This window comes from Pseudomonas taeanensis MS-3, assembly GCF_000498575.2.
Taxonomy (GTDB): Bacteria; Pseudomonadota; Gammaproteobacteria; order Pseudomonadales; family Pseudomonadaceae; genus Aquipseudomonas; species Aquipseudomonas taeanensis.
On sequence record NZ_AWSQ01000001.1, the window covers coordinates 1,573,904 to 1,592,926 of the forward strand.

Genomic DNA, 19,023 nt, shown 5'->3' on the forward strand with positions numbered 1-19,023 from the left:
GCGACCCGCGTCCGGACAAGCCTATGGCTATCCTCAAGGTGACAGCGGCGTGTTCGGACGCTTGTGTCGACCCTTCTTTGCCACGCAGCAGGTTCTGGGCATGCAACTAGACGACATCACTGACAGCGTCTTGCAAACCTTGTGGGGGTGGGCGACCACGCCCTGGTTGCAGATCGGCGAGACCGATTTGCACCTGGCGCGGCTGTTGGGTTTGCTCTTCATCCTGTTCTTCGCCTGGTGGTTCTCCTCCCTGCTGGAGCACGGTCTGCACAATGTGGCGGCGCGCGGCAAGGGCACCCACATGAATTCCTCGGGGATGTATGCGCTGACCCGGATCATCCGCTATGCGGTATGGATCATCGGCACCCTGGTCGGTTTACGTTACCTCGGTCTCGACCTGACCAACCTGGCCTTGATCGGCGGGGCAATCGGTGTGGGTATCGGTTTCGGTCTGCAGAACATATTCAGCAATTTCATCTCCGGCTTGATCCTGCTGCTGGAGAAGACCCTCAAGGTCGGCGATTTCGTCGACCTGCAATCTGGGGTGATGGGCCGCGTTACCGAGATCGGCATGCGCTACACGCGCATTACCACCAATGATCTGGTCGACATCATCGTGCCCAACTCGGAGTTCATTAACGGCCGGGTGACCAACTGGAGCTTCAACGAGAAATACCGGCGCATCCACGTGCCGTTCGGCGTGGCCTATGGCAGCGACAAGCACAAGGTCAAGCAGGCGGTGCTCAAGGCGGTGGAGGCGGTGCCGGGGTGCATCATCAATGAGCCCGCGCGGCAGCCGGATGTGTGGCTGACCAAGTTTGGCGACAGCAGCCTGGAGTTCGAACTGGTGGTGTGGGTGGCGCACGATCTGATGATTTCACCGGGGGCGACCAACGCCCGCTTCATGTGGGCCATCGAGGACCAGCTGCGCCTGGCCGAGGTGGAAATCCCCTTTCCGCAGCGTGACCTGCACCTGCGCTCCGGTAGCCTGCGCCTGGATCTGGGCGACGATCCGCGCCTGCAGGCCCTGCGCGATCAGCCGCCAACCGGCGACCGTTAAAGCCCCTGAGCACAGAGGCCCCGCATGGGCGGGGCGGCCTGTTGGCTACCAGCGTGGATGGGCGTAATAGCCTCTATGCCGACCATGATGCTTGTGGTGGTGCCGTCTGAACGAGTGGCGCGGCGCGACCACCACGGGGTAGGGCTGGTAGTACGTCGGCTGCGGCGGGTAGTAGACGGGTTGTGGCGGCGGGTAGTACGCAGGTTGCGCCGGGTAGTAGACCACCGCTGGCGGCGGGTACGCCTCGACATAGACCGGAGCCGGTGCATAACGGCTATTGGCGACGATGGCGCCGCCGACCACGGCGCCCAGGATGGCCCCGGCAATGGCAGCATCGCGATCAGAGCCGCGAGCCTGTGCCTGACCACCGAGTGCCAGGCCGGCCACGAGCACGGCGAGTAGGGGAATACGGTTAAGCATGACGGGTACTCCTGCGTAGCGTCGGCATGTGCCGGTTACTAGTTTCGACCCTGGGCTTAATTGAACGTCTCGCGAGCTAAGGTAAAGCTTGTGTAAACCCCTCGAGCGCAGCTGTTGAGCGGGCTTGCTGCCTGGCGTCAGCGCGCCCTTGTGACCCCCGTGCTAAGCGCATTCGTGCTCACATCCTGATGATGGGGTGAGCCGGTCAGGTCGCAGTGCTGCATCGAAGGCACTGTCCATTTGATTGGCTATAAGGGTCCGTCTGGATTGTTGATTGTATTTATAAAGATATATTTATCAAATACTTATGAGTTAATAATGCGAGGTTAAGAAAATTGACGAAATATTGACTATCCCGTCTTGCGGAACTAATACCTTAGGTACGCTCAAGCAAATATGAGTGTTTCATGCGCTTGAGGCGGGTACCCGGACCGTGTGCTGCTAGGGCAATGGTACGAAGTCTGTCTGGGCCAATCCCGGTCTCTGTTGGCGCCTTTTCTAAAGCCTGCTCGTGCGAGTAGATGGCTCGGTTATTGAGTGCTGTCTGCTGCATTGGTCAGAGCGTGCTACGACTGTGGCCCTGCGCAGTTGTGCTGAGGGAGGCTGTGAGATGGACAGAGTAGCGGGGAGGGCAGGACAAACTCCGTCATCCGTAAGCTGTGCCGTAACGGTTGTGGCAGATCACAGGCCCGCGGCCATACGCTTTCTCAATTCGCCGTTCATGCGCTTTCTCTATTCGCTGGGCTTGCTGCTGGTGGCAACGCTGCTGGCAACGCTGGTGGCTATGGACATGGCGGTGGGCGACGAGCAGCCGGGTAATGAAAAGTGGCTGGAGCCGGCCCGCTCCAAACTCATGGCTGTGATGAGCGCCATGCCGTTCTTTCCGCACCGAGCCAACACCACCGGCAATCTGGTGTTGGATGTGAAGGACTTCGATGATGCCCAGGTGTGCGGCACTTGCCATGTCGAGATCTACAAACAGTGGCGTACTTCGATGATGTCCCAGGCCTGGGACGACCCGGTCTATCGGGCCTTGCTGAAAATGGCCAGTGAAGCCACCAATGGCAAGGTGGATAATTTCTGCACCGGCTGCCACTCGCCAATCGGCCTCACCACCGGACAGATTACCTCGCAGGTCAACCGCTCCTCGATTGAGGACAGCGCCATGAACCACCCGATGCCTGGGGTCGATTGCGAGACGTGCCACAACATCAGCGCGCGCACCGGCCTGGATAACGGCGCCTATGTCATGAGCCCGCGTGCGCACGGCCGGCCGACCAAGTACGGCCCGCGCAAGGATGCCGTTTCGCCTTATCACGACACCGTGTATTCGGCGCTGCACACACGCTCTGACTTCTGCGCTACCTGCCACAACGTCACCCACCCCTTCAGCAGCGTGGCGGTCGAACGCACCTACGATGAATGGCTGGAAAGCCCCTACAGCTTCAATAATGAAACCTGCCAGGACTGTCATATGCCGGGTTTTGCCGGAAAGGCCGCGATCATGGGGCCAGACCGCGAGCGGGTCGCTTCGCACTGGTTCAGCGGCGCCAACGCTACCGTGCTCAGCTATCTCGGCCAGCACGAGGCCGCGCAGCGTGCGCGTGACATGCTCGCCAGTGCGGCGGAAATGCAGTTTCAGCCACTGCCGGCCGACATGCTGCCCGGTCAATACACCACGGTCGCGGTCAAGGTGGCCAATGTCGGCGCCGGGCACAAACTGCCGACCGGTTTCCCGGAAGGGCGGGAGATCTGGATCGACTTCCAGGTGCGCGATGCTACGGGGCGCGAGCTCTATCGCCTGGGTGCGGTCAAGGACGGCAAGACCGAGGAGGATACGCGTAATTTCAAGGTGCATCTGGGCGACAAGGATGGTAATGAGCTGGACATCGAGGTCTGGAACGCTACGCAAATCCTCTCGGATAACCGCATCCTGCCCAAGGGCTACATCGTCCGCGAGTTCTCCTTCCAGGTGCCGGCTGACGCAGTCGGGCCACTGACACTGACCGCGCACCTGAACTACTGGCCGTTCTCGCAGAAGCTGGCCGATTACCTGTTGGGCAAGGACAAGATGCAGGTGGAGGTCACCCGCATGGCCAGCGTGACGCAGCGCGTGCCTTTATTGAAGGCGCTGGCCAGTGCCGCTACGGGTACGCCATAGTCCTGTCAGTGTGGGCATACCTAAGTGGGGGCACCGATCACGCGTGCCGAACTGCCCGATCGGCACGCTCTGCGCGTCGGCTCAAGGCTTGTGCAGCGTCGGGTAGCCCTGGCTGAACACCCAGTCGCTCTGCTGGGCCGGAACGTGGCAGGCCTTGCAGGTTTCCTCGAAACTCTTGGAGACATTCAGCGTCGGGTTCTTGGCTTCGTACAGTGCCCAGCCCCAACCCTCGCCCCAGTGCGGGTTGCCCTGGAAGCGGCCCTGGCGGTCCTTGACCATCACGAACCAGACCGCGGTATCGCCGGCCCACTGCGCCAGGCCGGTGGTCTGCGTGCCGTGCTCGACCTTGCGGATTTCCTTGATCAGTACGGCGCCGTCCGGGAATTTGCCGGTCTGGCGGTAGGCCTCAACCACTTCAGGCTGGCTGTAGACGTCATGGAAGCCATAACCGGGCGCCTTTTCGTCGGCCACCACCCAGGAACCCAGGTGGCTCCAGCTCTTGCGGGCATCGGCGGGCAGGCTGATTTCGCCTTGGTCATTCACGTAGGTACTGAAGGTGTGCTCGGCCAAATCCGCCGCGCTGGCGTTGAGGCTGGCGAGGGCGATGGCGAGGGACGCTAGGGTCTTCATGAGGATGCTCCTCTGTGGGGACGAGAAACGGCGGCGCCCGGCTAGGCGCCGCCGAACCGTTACAACGCGGCGTTGACCGGCGGGAAGTCGATGTCGGTGTGCGCCAGGTTGTTGGTGAAATTGGTCAGCACGTTGAGCGCTACCTGAGCCACGACTTCGAGGATCAGGCCGTCATCCAGGCCGGCCTCGCGAGCGGCGAGCAACTCGCTGTCGCGGATGCGCCCGCGCTGCGCCAGCACTTGTGTGGCCAGCTCGGCGGTGCGCGCCTCCAGCGGATCGGCTGCCTTGCCTGCGCGGGCTGCGAGCAGTTCGGCAGCGCTCAGACCGGCGCCCTTGCCCATCAGGCTGTGGGCGCTCAGGCAATACTCGCAACCATGAGTCTGGGCCACCGCCAGGGCGATGATCTCGCGCTGGCGAGCGCTGAGGCGGCCGCGGCCGAGGGTTTCCGAGAGCCCCAGGTAGCCCTGCAGGGCCACCGGGGCTTGAGCGAGGGTACTGAACAGGTTGGGCAGCATGCCCAGTTTGCGCTTCACCGCATCGAGCGTGGCTACGGTTTGTGCGTCGGTGTGCGTGAGATTGACGGGAGTGATACGGGGCATGCTGAGTTTCCTTCGGTTGGTGATGAGACTGTGATATCCACTTTGACCGAGGAGGCGATATTAGTGATGATGAATAGTCTCTTAAATCTAGCCGATGGTATCGAATGGACCGTCTCTCTCCCTTGCTGGCCCGCTTCAGCCTGAGTGCCAAGGTGTTCCACAGCGGACCACTGTGTGGCTTCTCCGAACAGTTCGACGGCGGCAGCGTCGGCTATCTGCACCTGTTGCGCCGCGGCACCCTGCGGGTCTCCGGGCCACAGATGCACAGCTACGAGATCGATCAACCCTCGTTGCTGCTGTTTCCCCGGCCGTGCAGCCACCGCCTGCATGCCGATGGGCTGGAGGGTGCCGAACTGCTGTGCGCCACCTTCGACTTCGGCGGCGGCCTGGGCAATCCGCTGCTGCGCACCCTGCCCGCCGAGATGCTGGTGCCGCTGGCGCAGATCCCCAGCCTGGAACCGGTGTTGAATCTGCTGTTCGACGAGGCCTTCGACGATCATTGCGGGCGCCAGGCGGCCATCGATCGGTTGGTCGAGTACGTGCTGATCCTGCTGATGCGCCACGCCATGGATGCCAACCTGCTGCAGGCCGGAATTCTCGCCGGGCTGGCCGAGCCGCGCCTGGCCAAGGCGATCAATGCCATGCATGAACAACCGGAGGCCGGCTGGACCCTGGAAAGCCTGGCGCAGCGGGCCGGCATGTCGCGTGCGCGCTTCGCGGTGAACTTCCGCGAGGCGGTCGGCATGACGCCGCTGGACTACCTGACAGAGTGGCGTCTGAGCCTGGCCAAGAGCCTGCTCAAACACGGTAAACCCATGGGGCTGGTGGCACCAGCGGTCGGCTATGCCAGCCCGGAAGCACTGTCGCGGGTGTTCAGCCGCTGCTGTGGCCTGTCACCACGGGACTGGCTGAAGAGCCTGATGCAGGCCTGAGAACGGCCTGGCGGCAACGGCCGGTTAGGGCACGGTTGCGGGCTCGGGCCAGTTGAGGGTGCCGCTGTCGGTAAAGCGTGAAGTGCCGAACAGCCCGCCGGCCAGCTTGCCGTGCAGCTCATAGGGCAGGCCTTGCCCAGGCTTGTAGCCGGCCGCGCCCCAGGCCTGACGCATGGCGGAGAACGCGGAAATGCTCACCGGCACGCTGATCAGCGCCTCACCGAAGCGCGGCACCTGGCCGCGCTGATCGCTCACCCCGCTGGCCAGCGGCTGGCCGTTGACGGCCAGGTCCAGGGCCACGCCGTTGTAGTCGATGGCGGTGTCATTCGGGTTGAGCACTCGCAGCTTCACCGCGAAGCGCATCTCCAGGCCTTCGCCGGCCAGTGGCTCAAGGCCAACCAGGTCGATGCGCAGCGGATCACGCAGGCCGAGGCTGCTGCACGCCGCCAGGCTGAACGCCAGCAGGCTGTAGAGCAGGGCGCGTATCAGGTGGGAGGCACTAATGGGCATGGCGTGATATTCCGTTGTGGGCAGTGGGTACAGGATAGAAGACAGTCGCGGATGAGTTTTGCTCAGTCAGTCTCTCAGTCTCTCAGTCTCTCAGTCTCTCAGTCTCTCAGTCTCTCAGTCTCTCAGTCTCTCGGGCGTGGTGAGTCGGCGGAGCCATGTCCGCGCAACCGCCTCTATCATGCGATGTCTCACGCACGCTGCTTGGCGCCCAGCACCAGGGCGATGCCGCCGAGTACGGCGACCGCACTCAAGAGCAATCTCAGGCTCAAGGCTTCGTCGAGCAACAGGCTGCCGGCCAAGGCAGCGAGGATCGGCACGCTGAGCTGAACGGTGGCCGCCTGGAACGCCCGCAACCCGCGCAGGGCGGTGTACCAGATGGCGTAGCCAATGCCCGAGGTCAAGGCGCCGGACAGCAAGGCGTAGATCAACCCCGGCACATCCCAGCTGAGGCGGCTGAGCAGCAGCGCGCTGACCAGCAAGGCCAGCGGCACGGCGCGCAGGAAGTTGCCGGCGGTGGCGGCGAGTGGGTCGGCGATGCCGCGCCCGAGCAGCGAGTAGGCTCCCCAGGCTGCGCCAGCCAGCAGCATCAGCAGGGCGCTGCCCAGGGCTGGCGCGCTGGCACCGGGCAGCAGTAGGGCGAGCATGCCCGCGAGGGCCAGGAGCAAGCCCGCGCCGGTCAGCGGGCTGAGGCGCTCGCCGCGATAAAAACCCCAGGCCAGCATGCTGATCTGCACCGCGCCGAACAGCAGCAGCGCGCCGACCCCTGCGTCGAGCTGGATATAGGCAAAGGAGAACGCCGCCGCGTAGGCCAGCAGAGCCACAGCGGCGAACCAGCTGCCAGCGAGGGCGCCGCCGCCTGAACGCAGGCGCAGCAGGAACCACAGGGTGAGGGCGCCGGAGAGAATGCGCAGGCTGGTGAAACTGGCCGCATCGATGGCGGTGTCTTTCAGCGCCAGGCGGCACAGCAGCGAGTTGCCGGCAAAGGCGAGCATGGCCAGGGCGGTCAACAGCAGGGTTCGAGCGGTCATGGGCTATCCGGGCGTATGCAGTCTGGCGGGGGCGCCAGCCAGAGTCGGGCTATCTAAACATAGAGTGGATGGGCGATGTCCAGGCCCGCTCCGGGGAGGTGAAGGCGTTGCATTGGGCGGCGGTCACGGATGCTCAGTGCCCGACGACGGGTCTGGGTTCTACTCGCCAGTGGACTACGCTTGGGGGGTGGATTCGCTGGATTGGCCAATACACGGCGCCTCGTTGAGCAGGGCCGATGTGAACCTTTGAGCTTGGCCACCGGCCTATAGAAAGTAATTGCCTACTCTTCCTCGAATGATGAAGGCCGTTCATGTCCAGACCAATTTCTGTTGCCGAGCGACCTGGGCTATTGCCCTGGTATAACCGTAACCGTGAGCGCTCCGCCCAGCTGTTCGGGCTAATAGCGGACGAGGCCTATTACAGCCGTCCGATTGCGCTGCGCAACCCCATCGTCTTCTACCAGGGCCACATCCCGGCGTTCAGCTTCAATACGCTGGTCAAGCAGGGGTTGGGCCGTCCGAGCATCGATGCACGGCTCGAGCTGCTGTTTGCCCGAGGTATCGACCCGCATGAGGACTCCAGCAACGTCCGGGCCCGGGGCAACGAGGCCGACCTGTGGCCCAGTCGCGACGAGGTGCAGGGCTTCTGCGACGAGGCCGATCGACAGGTGCGTGCAGCGCTGGCCGAACATGACCAGATTCCGCTAGATGCTCGGCCGCTCGATTACGTCGAGGCGGCGCACTGCATCCTCGAGCACGAGGCCACTCATCTGGAAACGCTGATGTACATGTGGCATCAGCTGCCGCTCGAGCAGAAGCGCAGACCCGCTGGCTACCGTCCGCTCAGCGGTGGCCAGCCGCCGGCGCAGAGCTGGATTGAGGTTCCGCCTGGCCAGGCCGCGCTCGGGGTCGAGCCCGGGACCGAGCCGTTTGCCTGGGATAACGAGATGCCTGCCTGGGCCGAGCAGGTGCCGGCGTTCCGGATTCAGCAGCACAATGTCAGCAACGCCGATTACCTGGAATTCGTCGAGGCCGGTGGCTATGCCGATGCGCGCTGGTGGCGGGCCGCCGATTGGGCCTGGATCAACGCCGAGGGGATCAGCCATCCGCTGTTCTGGCAGCGCGACGGCGAGCAGTGGCTGTGGCGTGGCATGTTTGATCGGATCGCCTTGCCCGCTGCCTGGCCGGTTTGGGTGAGCCAGGCAGAGGCCTCGGCTTACTGCCGCTGGCGCGGGCTGAGCCTGCCCAGCGAGGCGCAGTATCAACGGGCCGCCTATGGCGCGCCGGACGGCCAGCCGCGCCGCTATCCCTGGGGTAATGCGGCGCCCGATGCCTCGCGCGGCGTGTTCGACTTTCATGCCTGGGACCCGCAGCCTATCGGCAGTCATCCGGCAGGGCGCAGCGCCTGGGGCGTGGATGATCTGGTCGGCAATGGTTGGGAGTGGACGGCGACTGCCTTCGCGCCGTTTCCCGGGTTCGAGGTGCGCGCGTGTTATCCCGAGTATTCGGCGGAGTTCTTCGATGGCGAGCACTTCGTGATGAAGGGCGCGGCGCCGGTGACCGTGAGCGAACTGCTCAGGCCATCGTTGCGCAACTGGTTCCGTGCGCGTTACCCCTACATGTACGCCAGCTTTCGCTGCGTTGCCGGAGCGGGACAATGACCCCCGCGTCGGCACGGGTCTCCGTGCGGCCGCCGGCCGATCAGGTGTCGACCCAGCAGTTTGCCGAGGATGTCGCCTTCTACCTGACGCAGACGCCGCGCCAGCTACCCTCCCGGTATCTCTACGATGCCCTCGGTTCGGCGCTGTTCGAGGCCATCACCCGGTTGCCCTGGTATCGGGTGACACGCGCCGAAACCGGGCTGCTGAAGACCCATGCGCGGGCCATTCTGTCCGCCTGTGCACCGCTCACCGACACCGTCGAGTTGGGCGCGGGCAGCGGAGAGAAACTCGCCCGCGTCTTGCAGGCCCGGGATGCCGGCAGCGCGGCGTTGCGCGTGCACCTGGTCGACGTGTCGCGTAGTGCGTTGTCCGCCGCAGCCGGGTTGCTGGTGGGGCTTCCAGCCACCCAGGTGATCACCCATGAAGCCACCTATGAGGCGGGCCTGGCCGAATTCAGTCGCACCCAGTCGGAGACGGGGCATACGCTGTTGCTGTTTCTCGGCTCGAACATGGGCAACTTCGATCCGCCCAAGGCCAACGAACTGTTGTGCCAGATCCGCGCTGCGCTGCAACCCGGCGATCTGTTCCTGTTGGGCGCCGATCTGATCAAGCCCGAGCGCGAACTGATGCTGGCCTACGACGATCCGCTGGGGGTGACCGCCGCGTTCAATCGCAACCTGCTGGTGCGGATCAACCGCGAGCTCGGCGCCGATTTTGACCTCGACAGTTTTCAGCACCGTGCCCTGTGGAACGCTACCGAGTCGCGCATGGAGTCCTATCTGGTCAGCACCCGCACACAGCGGGTGCGCATCGCCGAGTCGCGGCTCGAGCTGACCCTGCACGACGGCGAGACGATCTGGACCGAAAGCTCGTACAAATACAGCCTTGAAGGGTTGTTCGGCTCGCTGCAAGCCGCCGGTTTTGCCCGGCGCCAAGCCTGGATCGATGAGGATGCGCAGTTCGCCCTGACCCTGGTGCAGCGCTAGCAGGCTGTTGAAAAATCACTGTGCTCGACTATGCAGCGTTGGAATCGGCTTGCTGGTTACAGCGCCGCAGCTGCTTCAGCACAGAGCTGTTGGCGCCTAACGGTACTCCGGGTTCGGGTGGTCGAAGTGGTTGCCCGCATCCCACTGCTCGCGCAAATTGCCATAGGCCGGTATGCCGCCGGCATCCTTGAGCAGGCGGGCCAGGTGCAGCAGGTTCCAGGTCATGAAGGTGGTGTTGCGTTGGGTGAAGTCGTTGGCGAACCCGACCCGGCTGCCATCGTCCTGGCGGTCGCCGTAGCTGGGGCCGGGTCCGGCTTCACCTATCCAGCCGGCGTCGGCCTGCGGCGGGATGGTGTAGCCCAGGTGCTGCAGGGCATACAGCACCCCGGTGGCGACATGTTTAACGCCATCTTCGTTGCCGGTGACGATGCAGCCGCCGACCTTGCCGTAATAGACGTACTGCCCCTTGTCATTCAGGTCCGCCGACTGGGCGTACAGGCGCTCGATCACGCTCGAACAGATCGACGAGCGCTCACCCAGCCAGATCGGCGAACCGATCACCAGAGTGTCCGCCTGTTTCACCTGGGCGTAGAGCTTTGGCCAGTCGTCCCGCTGGAAACCATGCTCGGTCATATCCGGCTGCACGCCTGGGGCGAGCACATGGTCGGCGGCGCGGATGTGCTCCACCTTGACGCCCTGCGCACGCATGATCGCCTGGGATACTTCCATCAGTACTTCGGTGTGCGAGGGCTCGGGGGAGGGTTTGAGCGTGGTGTTGATGAACACGGCGCACAGATCCGCATACTGGGCGGGTGGCAGTGATTGCTTGCTCATGGTCATGCATCTCCTGGCTTATGCAGCAGGCGCTTAACCCGCAGCTATCGGCCAGGCGGCGGTAGCGTGGCTGGCGTCGGGGTCGTCCATGCCTTGCGCGAGGTCGTTAGCGGCAATAGACAGTGATATTTGACCGCTGCCCGGGGCAAAGGTTGGCCATGCAGGCGCGCAACCTCGGTACTCCCCTCGCTCAGTTGGATTGATTCAGTGACCAGTCATAGTCAAGGAACTCGACCTTGGGCGTGTTGTTGGCTGCAGGTCGCTGTTCTGGAGCCGTCAGCAAAGGGGTTTGCTGGATCAGATAGTTGTCCAGCGAGCCCCAGCGCTTGGCGAAGTCTTCGCCGTACCAGTCGAAGATTTTCGAGACCTGAAAATGCCCGCTGGCAGAATCGAAACGGTTGCGGCTGCGGTCCTTCAGGAAGCGTTGCTGGCTGTCTTCCAGCTGCCCGTCGAGGGTGCTGGCCACGAAGGCTTCGCTGCGCAGGGCCGGGCAGCCGACCGAGGCGCAATTGGCGGCAAAGTGGATGCGCGGTTCGTCGTAGGCGCCAGGGGCGCGGATCATCGAGTGCTCGATCTGGTCCAGGCTCAGGGTCTGCCCCAGCAGGGGAATGAACGCTTGCTTCCAGGGGCTGCTGAACAGCCCGCCGATATCCTTGATCGACTCCAGCGGGTAGTGGTCGAGGATCAGTTGTACCGTGAAGGCGTTATAGGCATTGAGCAGAAAGGCCAGGCGCTGATCGCGACTCCAGCCGTCGAACTGCGGGCGGGAGACATCCGACAGCGTGGCCAGATAGCGGGTCAATTCAGCCTGATCCTGTTTGAAACCTTGATAGTCGACTGTGCTGGCCACCCCTTGGTTAACCCAGGAGATGTGCTGCTCCAGCAGTCTGGTCCACTGCCGGTGCTCATGGTCGAAGTTGCTGGCGTGCAGCGGGCTACTTAGCCAGAGCATGAGGATGAGTAACAGGGGGCGCATGGCAGCTCCTAAGGATTGTTTGAGGGGCAGGCACTGGTGTTGCGTTGGCCGTACAGGCGCGCCAGGCGGGTAGTCGGCACGCCAGCCGCATAGGCGAGTGCCAGCAGGCGGTTATGCAGCGAGCGCCGCCACCAGCCGTCGCGTTGCCAGCGCCTAGGGTCGACCTGAACACCCTGGCCGATCCGCACGAAACGGCCCAGTCGGCGCAGCTGCTTGATCAGTTCCACTTCCTCGAACAGCGGCCAGGGGCGGTGTTGGCCGCAGACAAGGTAGGCGCTGGCCTCAACGAACACGCCTTGATCGCCATAGGGCACGCCGAAGCGGCTGCGCCAATCGATGAGGCGTTCCAGCAAACTGCTCTGCCAGCACCCTGGCCCGGCAAAACGGAAGGCGAAGGCGCCGCCGACCGCACCCGCGGCAACCGCCGCCTGGATGTCCGGCAGGGGATTGCCCAGCAGCTGAGCATCGGCGTGCAAAAACCACAGGATCGGATGCCGGGCGTGTTCCGCGCCCAGGCGCAGCTGTTCGCCTCGACAGGGCGTTGCAGGCAACCATTGCGCACCATGTTGCTGGCACACGCGGCTGCAGCTCGGGCTGCGTGCGGCATCGACCACAATGATCTGCAACTCCTGCCTGGAGCGCGTGGCCAGCTGATGCAGGCGGGACAGCAGGGGACCGAGTAACGCCTCATCGCGCCAGCAGGGGATGATCACGCTGAGCGGTGTTTTATCAGGCATGGGCAGGCACTCCGAGGTCGCGAACGGCATCGCGCAAGCGCAAGCGTGCGGGCCGCGCGTCCTGTGTGAGGGCGAGGGCCAGTAGCTGCAGGTCATCTCGATGATCGATGTCGAAGTAGTCGCCGGTCTGTACCAGTGAATGCCCGGCAGCCCGGCACTTGTCGGCCAGCGTCTGAGCCAGGTGTGCAGTGCTCCAGGGCAGGTCGCGCAGGTCTGGCCATGGGCGGTTCGAGGCCATCAGCACGACGCCGCCGTCGCGTGCCTTGAGCAGTACCGTGTCATGACTGTCGAGTAGTTCGCTCACCGCGTGGTAGTCACTCGGCAGCAGGGCCGGGCAGTCACTGCCGATGAACAGCAGGCGGCGCTGACCCTGGTCGCGTAATCGGCGGTCCAGGTCGTTGAGACGTTGGCCGAGGTTGCCTTGGTGTTGCGCCAGGCACAGGGCCTGGGGGCAGCGCGCCTGTGCCCAGGCCGAGTGGTCTGGGTGATCCGGAGCCAGTGCCTTGGGCCCCGGCCATTGCTGGAGATCCTCCAGGGCGCAGTCGAGTAGGTGCTGGGCGATCTCGAGCGCTGGCTCCAGACCCAGCTGCGCCGCCAGGCGTTGCTTGGAATGACCGATCGCTGGGCGTTTGCACAGCAATACCAGACAGGCTGCGGCGGCAGGCGCGATGTTGGGGGGATAGCGGTCGGTCAAGCGGGGGCTCCCGTTTCTACGGTGGAGTGAGGCAATGTCTGCACTCTTCTGAGCCGTTGCCGCTGATTTTGTTACAGCGCGATCTATCGATCGGGCGTGCGCAGCCGGTCGAGGATGGCCTGACTGTCCACCGACTCGTCGCCGAGGGGCAGTTGCTGCAGTACTTCGGCAGTCAGTTTCAGTTGTTTGATATACAGCTTGCAGCGAGGGCACATGCGTTGGTGCATGAGTACCGCCAAGCGAGTGGAAAATCGCAAATGGCCATCGATGATCTCGGAACCGAGCTCCGACATTTCGCGACAGGTCAGCATGTTCCTACCTCCTCGAAGTGATTGAGCATCGCATGCATGCGTTGCCGCCCCCGGTGTAACAGCACACGGATGTTGCCCTCGGCCAGGCTCAAGGCTCGAGCGATTTCGTCGAAACCGAGGCCGCCCAACTCGCGCATCATCAGCACGCTTTGCTGGTCGCCAGGCAGCTGGTGCAGGTGTTTACGGATGCACTCGTGCAGCTCCGCTTCAGTCAGCAGCGCCTCGGGCGTGTCATGGTGCCACTGACTGGGCGGGGCATTCCAGCCGCCCTGCTGATTGAATCGGGAGCCGATGGGCGAGCCGGAATCGATGCCCCAGTCATCCAGGGACAGCTCTCGGCCTCGCTTGCGCCGCAGGGCATGGGCCTCATTGATGGCGATCCGCGCCAACCAGGTACGTAGTTTGGCTCGGCCTTCGAACTTGCTTATCGCGGCGAAGGCCTTCAGCCAGGTTTCCTGGGCGACATCATCGGCCGAGTCCGCGCCGACCAAGGGTATGGCCATGGCTACCAGGAAGGCATGGTGAAGCTTGATGGCGGTCTCCAGGGCGTTGCTGTCGCCTTGGCGTAGCCGTTTGACCAGCTCTTGTTCGTCGACCATCTATTTCTCCCGAGGTGACCTGAAAAAACACTGTAGTGACAGCCCGCGTGTCGTCACGTGGGGCTGGTGTTGCAGCGCCATGGGTCGTGGTCAGCGCTGCGTAGGGGCAAACCTGTTTATCAGATGATGCAGTTGATCGCTTCCGTCGCCAGGTTCGGCCAGCGAGCATTTCGTCCAGCGCGCGCAGCTGACTGGCAACAGCTTCTGATGGACGACATGGTTTTTTGTTACAGCCGCAATAGCCTCAACTTTGAATTAAGACATGCTCGGTCCATAATCAGCCGCATGAACCGCGGACGCCCTAGAACTTTCGACCCCGACCTTGTCCTGGAAAATGCCATGCAGCTTTTCTGGAGCAAGGGCTATGAGGCCACCAGCCTGCAGGACCTGCTCGAGGCGACGAAGCTGTCCAAGAGCAGCCTGTATGAGAGTTTCGGCAACAAGCAGAGCCTGTTCGAAGCTGCGTTCAGCCGCTACGTCGAGAGCCGTGTCACGCACCTGCTGGCACGCCTGGAGCTGGCCGAGTCGCCGCTCGCGTTCATTCGCGAATGCCTGCTGTCGGTGCTCGAAGACGCCGAGCGAGCTACCCCGCGCGGCTGCATGCTGGTCAACGTAACCAATGAATTCTCCACCAGCGACCCGGTGGTACAGCGGCTGATCGCACTCGCGACGCGGCGTTTTCGTGGGGTGTTCGAGCAGGCTTTCCAGCAGGCGCAAGCTGCAGGCCTGGTATCGGACAGGCAAGCGCCCGCTGCGCGGGCGTTATACATGCACTGTGTGATGAGCGGCCTGCGTACCCAGACCAAGGCCGGCATGGAGCAGAAAGAATTGCTTACAGTTATCGAACTGGTCATGGCGAACCTGGGCTAATTTTTTGCCGTATTATGGACCTATCAGTCCGTAATTAAGAGCGCCGCTCTGCCTCCAGATTCCCCGCATGCCCCCTGCTGTTGTCTTCGATTTCTATGTGACGCCCGCCGCGACCCAGGTCGTGCCCGGCCGATTGGCAGAGGGCTGTGCAGCGTTGGCAAGACGCTGTTTTGTAACGCAGAGCCGCTTCGGCTCTCAAAACACCAGTTCTCAAGAGTTTAAATCGTCATGCTCCCCACCTTGCCCCTGCTCAATGCCCTGAGCTTTCCAGCGATTCACCGCGCGCAGCTGCACGCTCTGCAGATCAACCTTACCTACCTGTGCAACCAGCGCTGCCTGCATTGCCATGTCAACGCCGGGCCGACCCGCAAGGAGGCCATGACCGACGAGAGCCTGGCCTTGCTGCATCAGGTCATCGACGCCCATGCGGTACAAACCCTCGACCTCACCGGCGGTGCACCGGAGATGCATCCGCGCTTCCGCGATCTGGTCATGCACGCCCGCCGGGAAGGGTTGCGGGTCATCGACCGCTGCAACCTGACGATCCTCAGCGAGCCGGGTTATGCAGACCTGGCCGAGTTTCTCGCCGCGCAGGAGGTAGAAGTCACCGCTTCGTTGCCCTGCTATTCGCGGGAGAACGTCGACAAGCAGCGTGGCGATGGCGTGTTCGATGCCAGCATCGAGGGCCTTAAGCAGCTCAACCGGCTGGGCTATGGCGTCGAGGGTAGCGGCCTGATTCTGAATCTGGTGTTCAATCCACAGGGCGCCAGTCTGCCGCCGCCTCAGGCGCAGCTTGAGGCCGAGTACAAGGTGCACCTGGCCGAGGACTTCGGCATTCACTTCAACCATTTGCTGACCATCACCAACCAGCCGATCGCGCGGTTTGGCAGCACCCTGGTGAGCAAGGGACAGTTCAACGGTTACATGCAGTTGCTACGCGACAGCTACCGGCCGGAGAACCTCGATGACTTGATGTGCCGCAGCGTGGTCAGTGTCGATTGGCAGGGCTATCTGTACGACTGCGATTTCAATCAGATGCTCGAGCTGCCCATGGCGTTGCCCGAGCTGATCGGTCGTGACCGTGCGCATCTGCGCGACTTGTTGCAGGTATCGAGCCTGCACAGTAATCCCATCATCACCCGCGATCACTGCTACGCCTGCACCGCCGGTCAGGGTTCCAGCTGTGCTGGCGCATTGCAAAATCAATAAAGGAGCTGTCTGCATGGACAAGCGTAAGTCGGCCTTGTTGGCCATCATCCTGTTGCTGTTGACCAGTTTCTTCGTCTTCGATCTGGGCCAGTACCTCAACCTCGCCAGCCTCAAGGCGCAGCAAGCGGCCCTCAACGCCCAGGTGCTTGCCAACCCCTGGCTGTCCGGCGGCCTGTTCTTCGCGCTCTATGTGCTGGTGACCGCGCTGTCATTGCCGGGTGCGGCCTTGATGACGTTGGTCGGCGGTGCTTTGTTCGGCTTGTTGGGAGGCACCTTGCTGGCGTCTTTCGCCTCGACCCTGGGCGCCACGCTGGCCATGCTCAGCAGTCGCCTGTTGCTGCGCGACTGGGTACAGAGCAAGTTCAGTCAGCGTCTGGCCGGGATCAATCAGGGCATCGAACGTGAGGGTGGCTCCTACCTGTTCGCCCTGCGCCTGGTGCCGGTGTTTCCGTTCTTTCTGATCAACCTGGCCATGGGCCTGACCAAGTTGCCGGCGCGGACTTTTTGGTGGATCAGCCAGCTGGGCATGCTGCCGGGTACCCTGGTCTTCGTGAACGCCGGCCGTGAACTGGGACAGCTCGATTCGCTGGCCGGCATCCTCTCGCCAGGATTGATCGGTGCCTTCGTGCTGCTCGGCCTGTTGCCGATCATCTCGCGCAAACTGCTGGAGCTGGTCAAGGCGCGCAAGGTCTACGCCGGCTGGCAGAAACCCAAGCGCTTCGACCGCAATCTGTTGGTGATTGGCGCCGGTTCCGGCGGCCTGGTGTCGGCCTATATCGCCGCCGCAGTGAAGGCCAAGGTGACCCTGATCGAAAAGCACAAGATGGGCGGCGATTGCCTGAATACCGGCTGCGTACCGTCCAAGGCGCTGCTGCGTTCGGCCAAGCTGGCCAATGAATTGAAGAAGGCCGAACAGCTGGGTTTCAAACCGATCACCGGTGAAGTGGATTTTGCCGCAGTGATGCAGCGCGTACAGCGGGTGGTGGCGGATATCGAGCCGCATGACTCGATTGAGCGTTATACCCAGCTGGGTGTCGAGGTGCTGGAGGGCGAGGCGAAGATCACCTCGCCCTGGACGGTCGAGGTCAATGGTCAGAGCCTGAGTGCGCGTTCCATCGTCATCGCCACCGGTGCTCGGCCGCTGGTGCCGAAAATTCCGGGCATCGAGCTGGTGGCCCCGCTGACCTCGGACAACGTCTGGGATCTACGCGAGCAGCCCAAGCGTTTGCTGGTGCTGGGGGGCGGGCCGATCGGTTGCGAACTGGCCCAGGCCTTCCAGCGCCTCGGCAGTGCGGTGACTCAGGTGGAGATGACCGAGCGCCTGCTGATTCGCGAGGACCAGGAAGCCAGTGAGGCGGTGATGGCCAGTCTGCGCGCCGACGGAGTCGAGCTGCGCCTGCAGCACAAGGCGGTACGTTTCGAGGTGGTTGAAGGCCAGCGGCAGTTGATCTGCCTGAACCTGGTCGACAACCGCGAGGTCGTGTTGCCCTTCGATCAGGTGCTGCTGGCCCTGGGCCGGGTCGCCAACGTCAAGGGTTTCGGTGCCGAGGAACTCGGTCTGGAAGTGCGCAACAACGGCACTCTGGAAACCAACGAGTTCCTCGCCACGCGCTTCCCCAATATTTTCGCGGTAGGCGATGTCACCGGACCTTTTCAGTTCACCCACACCTCGGCGCATCAGGCCTGGTATGCGGCGGTGAACGGCTTGTTCGGCGGCTTCAAGCGCTTCAAGGTCGATTACCGGGTGATCCCCTGGGCGACGTTCACCGACCCCGAGGTGGCCCGCGTCGGCCTCAACGAGCAGGACGCCAAGGACCAGGGCATCGCCTATGAAGTGAGCCGCTTCGGCATCGACGAACTCGACCGCGCGATTGCCGACGAAGCCGCCCATGGCTACGTAAAGGTGCTGACCGTGCCAGGCAAGGATCGCATCCTCGGGGTGACCATCGTCGGCGAGCATGCCGGCGAGCTGATCGCCGAATACGTCGCGGCCATGAAGCACGGTTACGGGCTGAACAAGGTCCTGGGCACCATCCACATCTACCCGACGATGGCCGAGGCGAACAAGTACGTGGCCGGCGAATGGAAGCGTGCTCATGCCCCGGCCAGCGCCTTGCGCTGGCTGGCCAGGTTCCATCAATGGCGCCTGGGCGGTGCTGAAGGTGCAGGCAGCACTCAGCTGATTGCCAGTGACAAGGTCGTGTGAGCATCCCGTTCGAGGTGCTGCGCCTATGACATCTCACCCATAGTGAAATCACCCTCAATTACACGGCCATGACGGCCGTGTAGCAACCCAAGACCGGGCCACGAACCCGGTCCGAATAGGAAAGTACGTTATGAAAATCTGGACTCTGTTGCTCCTTCGCCTGTCGCTTGGCTGGCTGCTGGTTATTTGGGGGGCCGACAAAGTGTTCAACGTTGCGCACGGGATGGCGGTGGCCAACAAGTTCTACTTCGATTTCCTCAGTATCGAGAGTGTGCTGCGTGTGGGCGGTGTACTGCAGATGCTGGTCGGTTTGGCCGTGGTGCTGGGTTTTGCGCGGCGCTGGGTTTATCCGGCACAGGTACTGTTCAATGGCGCCTCGCTGTTGGCGGTGATGCAGTCGGTGATCGATCCCTGGAGCTGGGTGTTTGAAGGCAGCAATGTGCTGTTCTATCCCTCGCTGATCATCTTTGCTGGCAGCCTGTTGCTGATCGCCTTCCGCGACCAGGACCGACTGGCGCTGGATGCAGGTTATTCAGGCAAATAAATTCGTAACAAGGACTCATGTGCTGACTCAAACTGGGTCAGCACGCAAAACGCTGG

Annotated in this window: 20 protein-coding genes; 9 read left to right on the top strand and 11 right to left on the bottom strand. The window is 62.9% G+C overall.

Annotation, left to right across the window (positions count from 1 at the left end):
- Positions 1 to 100 precede the first annotated feature (100 nt).
- The gene (locus TMS3_RS06860) at positions 101 to 1,060 is read left to right on the top strand and encodes a mechanosensitive ion channel family protein (protein ID WP_025164519.1); all 960 of its coding nucleotides are present in this window, start codon (positions 101 to 103) and stop codon (positions 1,058 to 1,060) included.
- A 45-nt stretch (positions 1,061 to 1,105) separates the two neighbouring features.
- On the opposite strand, the gene TMS3_RS06865 is transcribed toward TMS3_RS06860, so the two are convergent.
- The gene (locus tag TMS3_RS06865; RefSeq protein WP_025164520.1) at positions 1,106 to 1,480 is read right to left on the bottom strand and encodes a hypothetical protein; all 375 of its coding nucleotides are present in this window, start codon (positions 1,478 to 1,480) and stop codon (positions 1,106 to 1,108) included.
- Between the two features lie 721 nt (positions 1,481 to 2,201).
- On the opposite strand from TMS3_RS06865, the gene TMS3_RS06870 reads away from it, so the two are divergent.
- Positions 2,202 to 3,641, top strand: a complete 1,440-nt coding sequence (locus TMS3_RS06870) for a multiheme c-type cytochrome (protein WP_025164521.1) — start codon at positions 2,202 to 2,204, stop codon at positions 3,639 to 3,641.
- A gap of 81 nt (positions 3,642 to 3,722) precedes the next feature.
- Here the strand turns inward: TMS3_RS06870 and TMS3_RS06875 are convergent, their stop codons facing one another.
- Together TMS3_RS06875 and TMS3_RS06880 are read right to left on the bottom strand one after the other, a co-directional pair.
- Positions 3,723 to 4,271, bottom strand: a complete 549-nt coding sequence (locus TMS3_RS06875; protein ID WP_025164522.1) for a cytochrome P460 family protein — start codon at positions 4,269 to 4,271, stop codon at positions 3,723 to 3,725.
- A gap of 59 nt (positions 4,272 to 4,330) precedes the next feature.
- A complete protein-coding gene (locus TMS3_RS06880; protein WP_025164523.1) occupies positions 4,331 to 4,870 on the bottom strand; it encodes a carboxymuconolactone decarboxylase family protein in 540 nt (179 codons plus the stop codon).
- A gap of 104 nt (positions 4,871 to 4,974) precedes the next feature.
- On the opposite strand from TMS3_RS06880, the gene TMS3_RS06885 reads away from it, so the two are divergent.
- Positions 4,975 to 5,802: an AraC family transcriptional regulator gene (locus tag TMS3_RS06885; RefSeq protein WP_025164524.1), complete on the top strand. Its 828-nt coding sequence runs from the start codon at positions 4,975 to 4,977 to the stop codon at positions 5,800 to 5,802.
- 24 nt (positions 5,803 to 5,826) lie between these two features.
- On the opposite strand, the gene TMS3_RS06890 is transcribed toward TMS3_RS06885, so the two are convergent.
- Together TMS3_RS06890 and TMS3_RS06895 are read right to left on the bottom strand one after the other, a co-directional pair.
- The gene (locus TMS3_RS06890) at positions 5,827 to 6,312 is read right to left on the bottom strand and encodes an LEA type 2 family protein (protein ID WP_025164525.1); all 486 of its coding nucleotides are present in this window, start codon (positions 6,310 to 6,312) and stop codon (positions 5,827 to 5,829) included.
- A 188-nt stretch (positions 6,313 to 6,500) separates the two neighbouring features.
- Positions 6,501 to 7,340: an EamA family transporter gene (locus tag TMS3_RS06895; RefSeq protein ID WP_025164526.1), complete on the bottom strand. Its 840-nt coding sequence runs from the start codon at positions 7,338 to 7,340 to the stop codon at positions 6,501 to 6,503.
- 311 nt (positions 7,341 to 7,651) lie between these two features.
- Between TMS3_RS06895 and TMS3_RS06900 the strand changes: the two genes are divergently transcribed.
- Both TMS3_RS06900 and egtD read left to right on the top strand, forming a co-directional pair.
- Positions 7,652 to 9,001 (top strand): SUMF1/EgtB/PvdO family nonheme iron enzyme, encoded by a 1,350-nt coding sequence (locus tag TMS3_RS06900; RefSeq protein WP_025164527.1) that lies wholly within the window; start codon positions 7,652 to 7,654, stop codon positions 8,999 to 9,001.
- Positions 8,998 to 9,987 (top strand): L-histidine N(alpha)-methyltransferase, encoded by a 990-nt coding sequence (gene egtD / locus TMS3_RS06905; RefSeq protein WP_025164528.1) that lies wholly within the window; start codon positions 8,998 to 9,000, stop codon positions 9,985 to 9,987. Before TMS3_RS06900 ends, egtD begins: the two co-directional genes overlap by 4 nt.
- 96 nt (positions 9,988 to 10,083) lie before the next feature.
- Here egtD and TMS3_RS06910 read toward each other — a convergent pair whose 3' ends face one another.
- The 6 genes from TMS3_RS06910 to TMS3_RS06935 all read right to left on the bottom strand — a co-directional run bounded on the left by TMS3_RS06910 (position 10,084) and on the right by TMS3_RS06935 (position 14,138).
- Positions 10,084 to 10,821, bottom strand: coding sequence for a flavodoxin family protein (locus TMS3_RS06910; protein ID WP_025164529.1), 738 nt, complete (start codon positions 10,819 to 10,821; stop codon positions 10,084 to 10,086).
- A gap of 190 nt (positions 10,822 to 11,011) precedes the next feature.
- Positions 11,012 to 11,797, bottom strand: a complete 786-nt coding sequence (locus TMS3_RS06915) for a DUF547 domain-containing protein (protein ID WP_025164530.1) — start codon at positions 11,795 to 11,797, stop codon at positions 11,012 to 11,014.
- Between the two features lie 8 nt (positions 11,798 to 11,805).
- On the bottom strand, positions 11,806 to 12,534 hold the full coding sequence (locus tag TMS3_RS06920; RefSeq protein WP_025164531.1) for a glycosyltransferase: 729 nt from the start codon (positions 12,532 to 12,534) through the stop codon (positions 11,806 to 11,808).
- Positions 12,527 to 13,228 (bottom strand): DUF2064 domain-containing protein, encoded by a 702-nt coding sequence (locus TMS3_RS06925; RefSeq protein WP_025164532.1) that lies wholly within the window; start codon positions 13,226 to 13,228, stop codon positions 12,527 to 12,529. The genes TMS3_RS06920 and TMS3_RS06925 overlap by 8 nt, the downstream gene beginning before the upstream one ends.
- A gap of 83 nt (positions 13,229 to 13,311) precedes the next feature.
- Entirely contained in the window at positions 13,312 to 13,539 is a 228-nt protein-coding gene (locus TMS3_RS25310; protein ID WP_025164533.1) for an anti-sigma factor family protein, read from the bottom strand.
- Positions 13,533 to 14,138 carry an RNA polymerase sigma factor gene (locus TMS3_RS06935; protein WP_025164534.1) on the bottom strand — a complete coding sequence of 202 codons (606 nt, stop codon included), beginning with the start codon at positions 14,136 to 14,138 and terminating at the stop codon, positions 13,533 to 13,535. Before TMS3_RS06935 ends, TMS3_RS25310 begins: the two co-directional genes overlap by 7 nt.
- 339 nt (positions 14,139 to 14,477) lie before the next feature.
- On the opposite strand from TMS3_RS06935, the gene TMS3_RS06940 reads away from it, so the two are divergent.
- The 4 genes from TMS3_RS06940 to TMS3_RS06955 all read left to right on the top strand — a co-directional run bounded on the left by TMS3_RS06940 (position 14,478) and on the right by TMS3_RS06955 (position 18,967).
- Positions 14,478 to 15,008 carry a TetR/AcrR family transcriptional regulator gene (locus tag TMS3_RS06940; RefSeq protein ID WP_051394189.1) on the top strand — a complete coding sequence of 177 codons (531 nt, stop codon included), beginning with the start codon at positions 14,478 to 14,480 and terminating at the stop codon, positions 15,006 to 15,008.
- Positions 15,009 to 15,236: 228 nt separating this feature from the next.
- The gene (arsS, locus tag TMS3_RS06945; protein ID WP_025164536.1) at positions 15,237 to 16,217 is read left to right on the top strand and encodes an arsenosugar biosynthesis radical SAM (seleno)protein ArsS; all 981 of its coding nucleotides are present in this window, start codon (positions 15,237 to 15,239) and stop codon (positions 16,215 to 16,217) included.
- A 13-nt stretch (positions 16,218 to 16,230) separates the two neighbouring features.
- Entirely contained in the window at positions 16,231 to 18,423 is a 2,193-nt protein-coding gene (locus TMS3_RS06950) for an FAD-dependent oxidoreductase (RefSeq protein WP_025164537.1), read from the top strand.
- A 130-nt stretch (positions 18,424 to 18,553) separates the two neighbouring features.
- Entirely contained in the window at positions 18,554 to 18,967 is a 414-nt protein-coding gene (locus TMS3_RS06955; RefSeq protein WP_025164538.1) for a DoxX family membrane protein, read from the top strand.
- The last annotated feature ends 56 nt before the right edge of the window (positions 18,968 to 19,023 follow it).

Bases quoted from the DNA above. Each gene is read 5' to 3' on its own strand.
- TMS3_RS06860 (WP_025164519.1), top strand. From the start codon at position 101: ATGCAACTAGACGACATCACTGACAGCGTCTTGCAAACCTTGTGGGGG.
- TMS3_RS06865 (WP_025164520.1), bottom strand. From the start codon at position 1,480: ATGCTTAACCGTATTCCCCTACTCGCCGTGCTCGTGGCCGGCCTGGCA.
- TMS3_RS06870 (WP_025164521.1), top strand. From the start codon at position 2,202: ATGCGCTTTCTCTATTCGCTGGGCTTGCTGCTGGTGGCAACGCTGCTG.
- TMS3_RS06875 (WP_025164522.1), bottom strand. From the start codon at position 4,271: ATGAAGACCCTAGCGTCCCTCGCCATCGCCCTCGCCAGCCTCAACGCC.
- TMS3_RS06880 (WP_025164523.1), bottom strand. From the start codon at position 4,870: ATGCCCCGTATCACTCCCGTCAATCTCACGCACACCGACGCACAAACC.
- TMS3_RS06885 (WP_025164524.1), top strand. From the start codon at position 4,975: ATGGACCGTCTCTCTCCCTTGCTGGCCCGCTTCAGCCTGAGTGCCAAG.
- TMS3_RS06890 (WP_025164525.1), bottom strand. From the start codon at position 6,312: ATGCCCATTAGTGCCTCCCACCTGATACGCGCCCTGCTCTACAGCCTG.
- TMS3_RS06895 (WP_025164526.1), bottom strand. From the start codon at position 7,340: ATGACCGCTCGAACCCTGCTGTTGACCGCCCTGGCCATGCTCGCCTTT.
- TMS3_RS06900 (WP_025164527.1), top strand. From the start codon at position 7,652: ATGTCCAGACCAATTTCTGTTGCCGAGCGACCTGGGCTATTGCCCTGG.
- egtD (WP_025164528.1), top strand. From the start codon at position 8,998: ATGACCCCCGCGTCGGCACGGGTCTCCGTGCGGCCGCCGGCCGATCAG.
- TMS3_RS06910 (WP_025164529.1), bottom strand. From the start codon at position 10,821: ATGAGCAAGCAATCACTGCCACCCGCCCAGTATGCGGATCTGTGCGCC.
- TMS3_RS06915 (WP_025164530.1), bottom strand. From the start codon at position 11,797: ATGCGCCCCCTGTTACTCATCCTCATGCTCTGGCTAAGTAGCCCGCTG.
- TMS3_RS06920 (WP_025164531.1), bottom strand. From the start codon at position 12,534: ATGCCTGATAAAACACCGCTCAGCGTGATCATCCCCTGCTGGCGCGAT.
- TMS3_RS25310 (WP_025164533.1), bottom strand. From the start codon at position 13,539: ATGCTGACCTGTCGCGAAATGTCGGAGCTCGGTTCCGAGATCATCGAT.
- TMS3_RS06935 (WP_025164534.1), bottom strand. From the start codon at position 14,138: ATGGTCGACGAACAAGAGCTGGTCAAACGGCTACGCCAAGGCGACAGC.
- TMS3_RS06940 (WP_051394189.1), top strand. From the start codon at position 14,478: ATGCAGCTTTTCTGGAGCAAGGGCTATGAGGCCACCAGCCTGCAGGAC.
- arsS (WP_025164536.1), top strand. From the start codon at position 15,237: ATGCTCCCCACCTTGCCCCTGCTCAATGCCCTGAGCTTTCCAGCGATT.
- TMS3_RS06950 (WP_025164537.1), top strand. From the start codon at position 16,231: ATGGACAAGCGTAAGTCGGCCTTGTTGGCCATCATCCTGTTGCTGTTG.
- TMS3_RS06955 (WP_025164538.1), top strand. From the start codon at position 18,554: ATGAAAATCTGGACTCTGTTGCTCCTTCGCCTGTCGCTTGGCTGGCTG.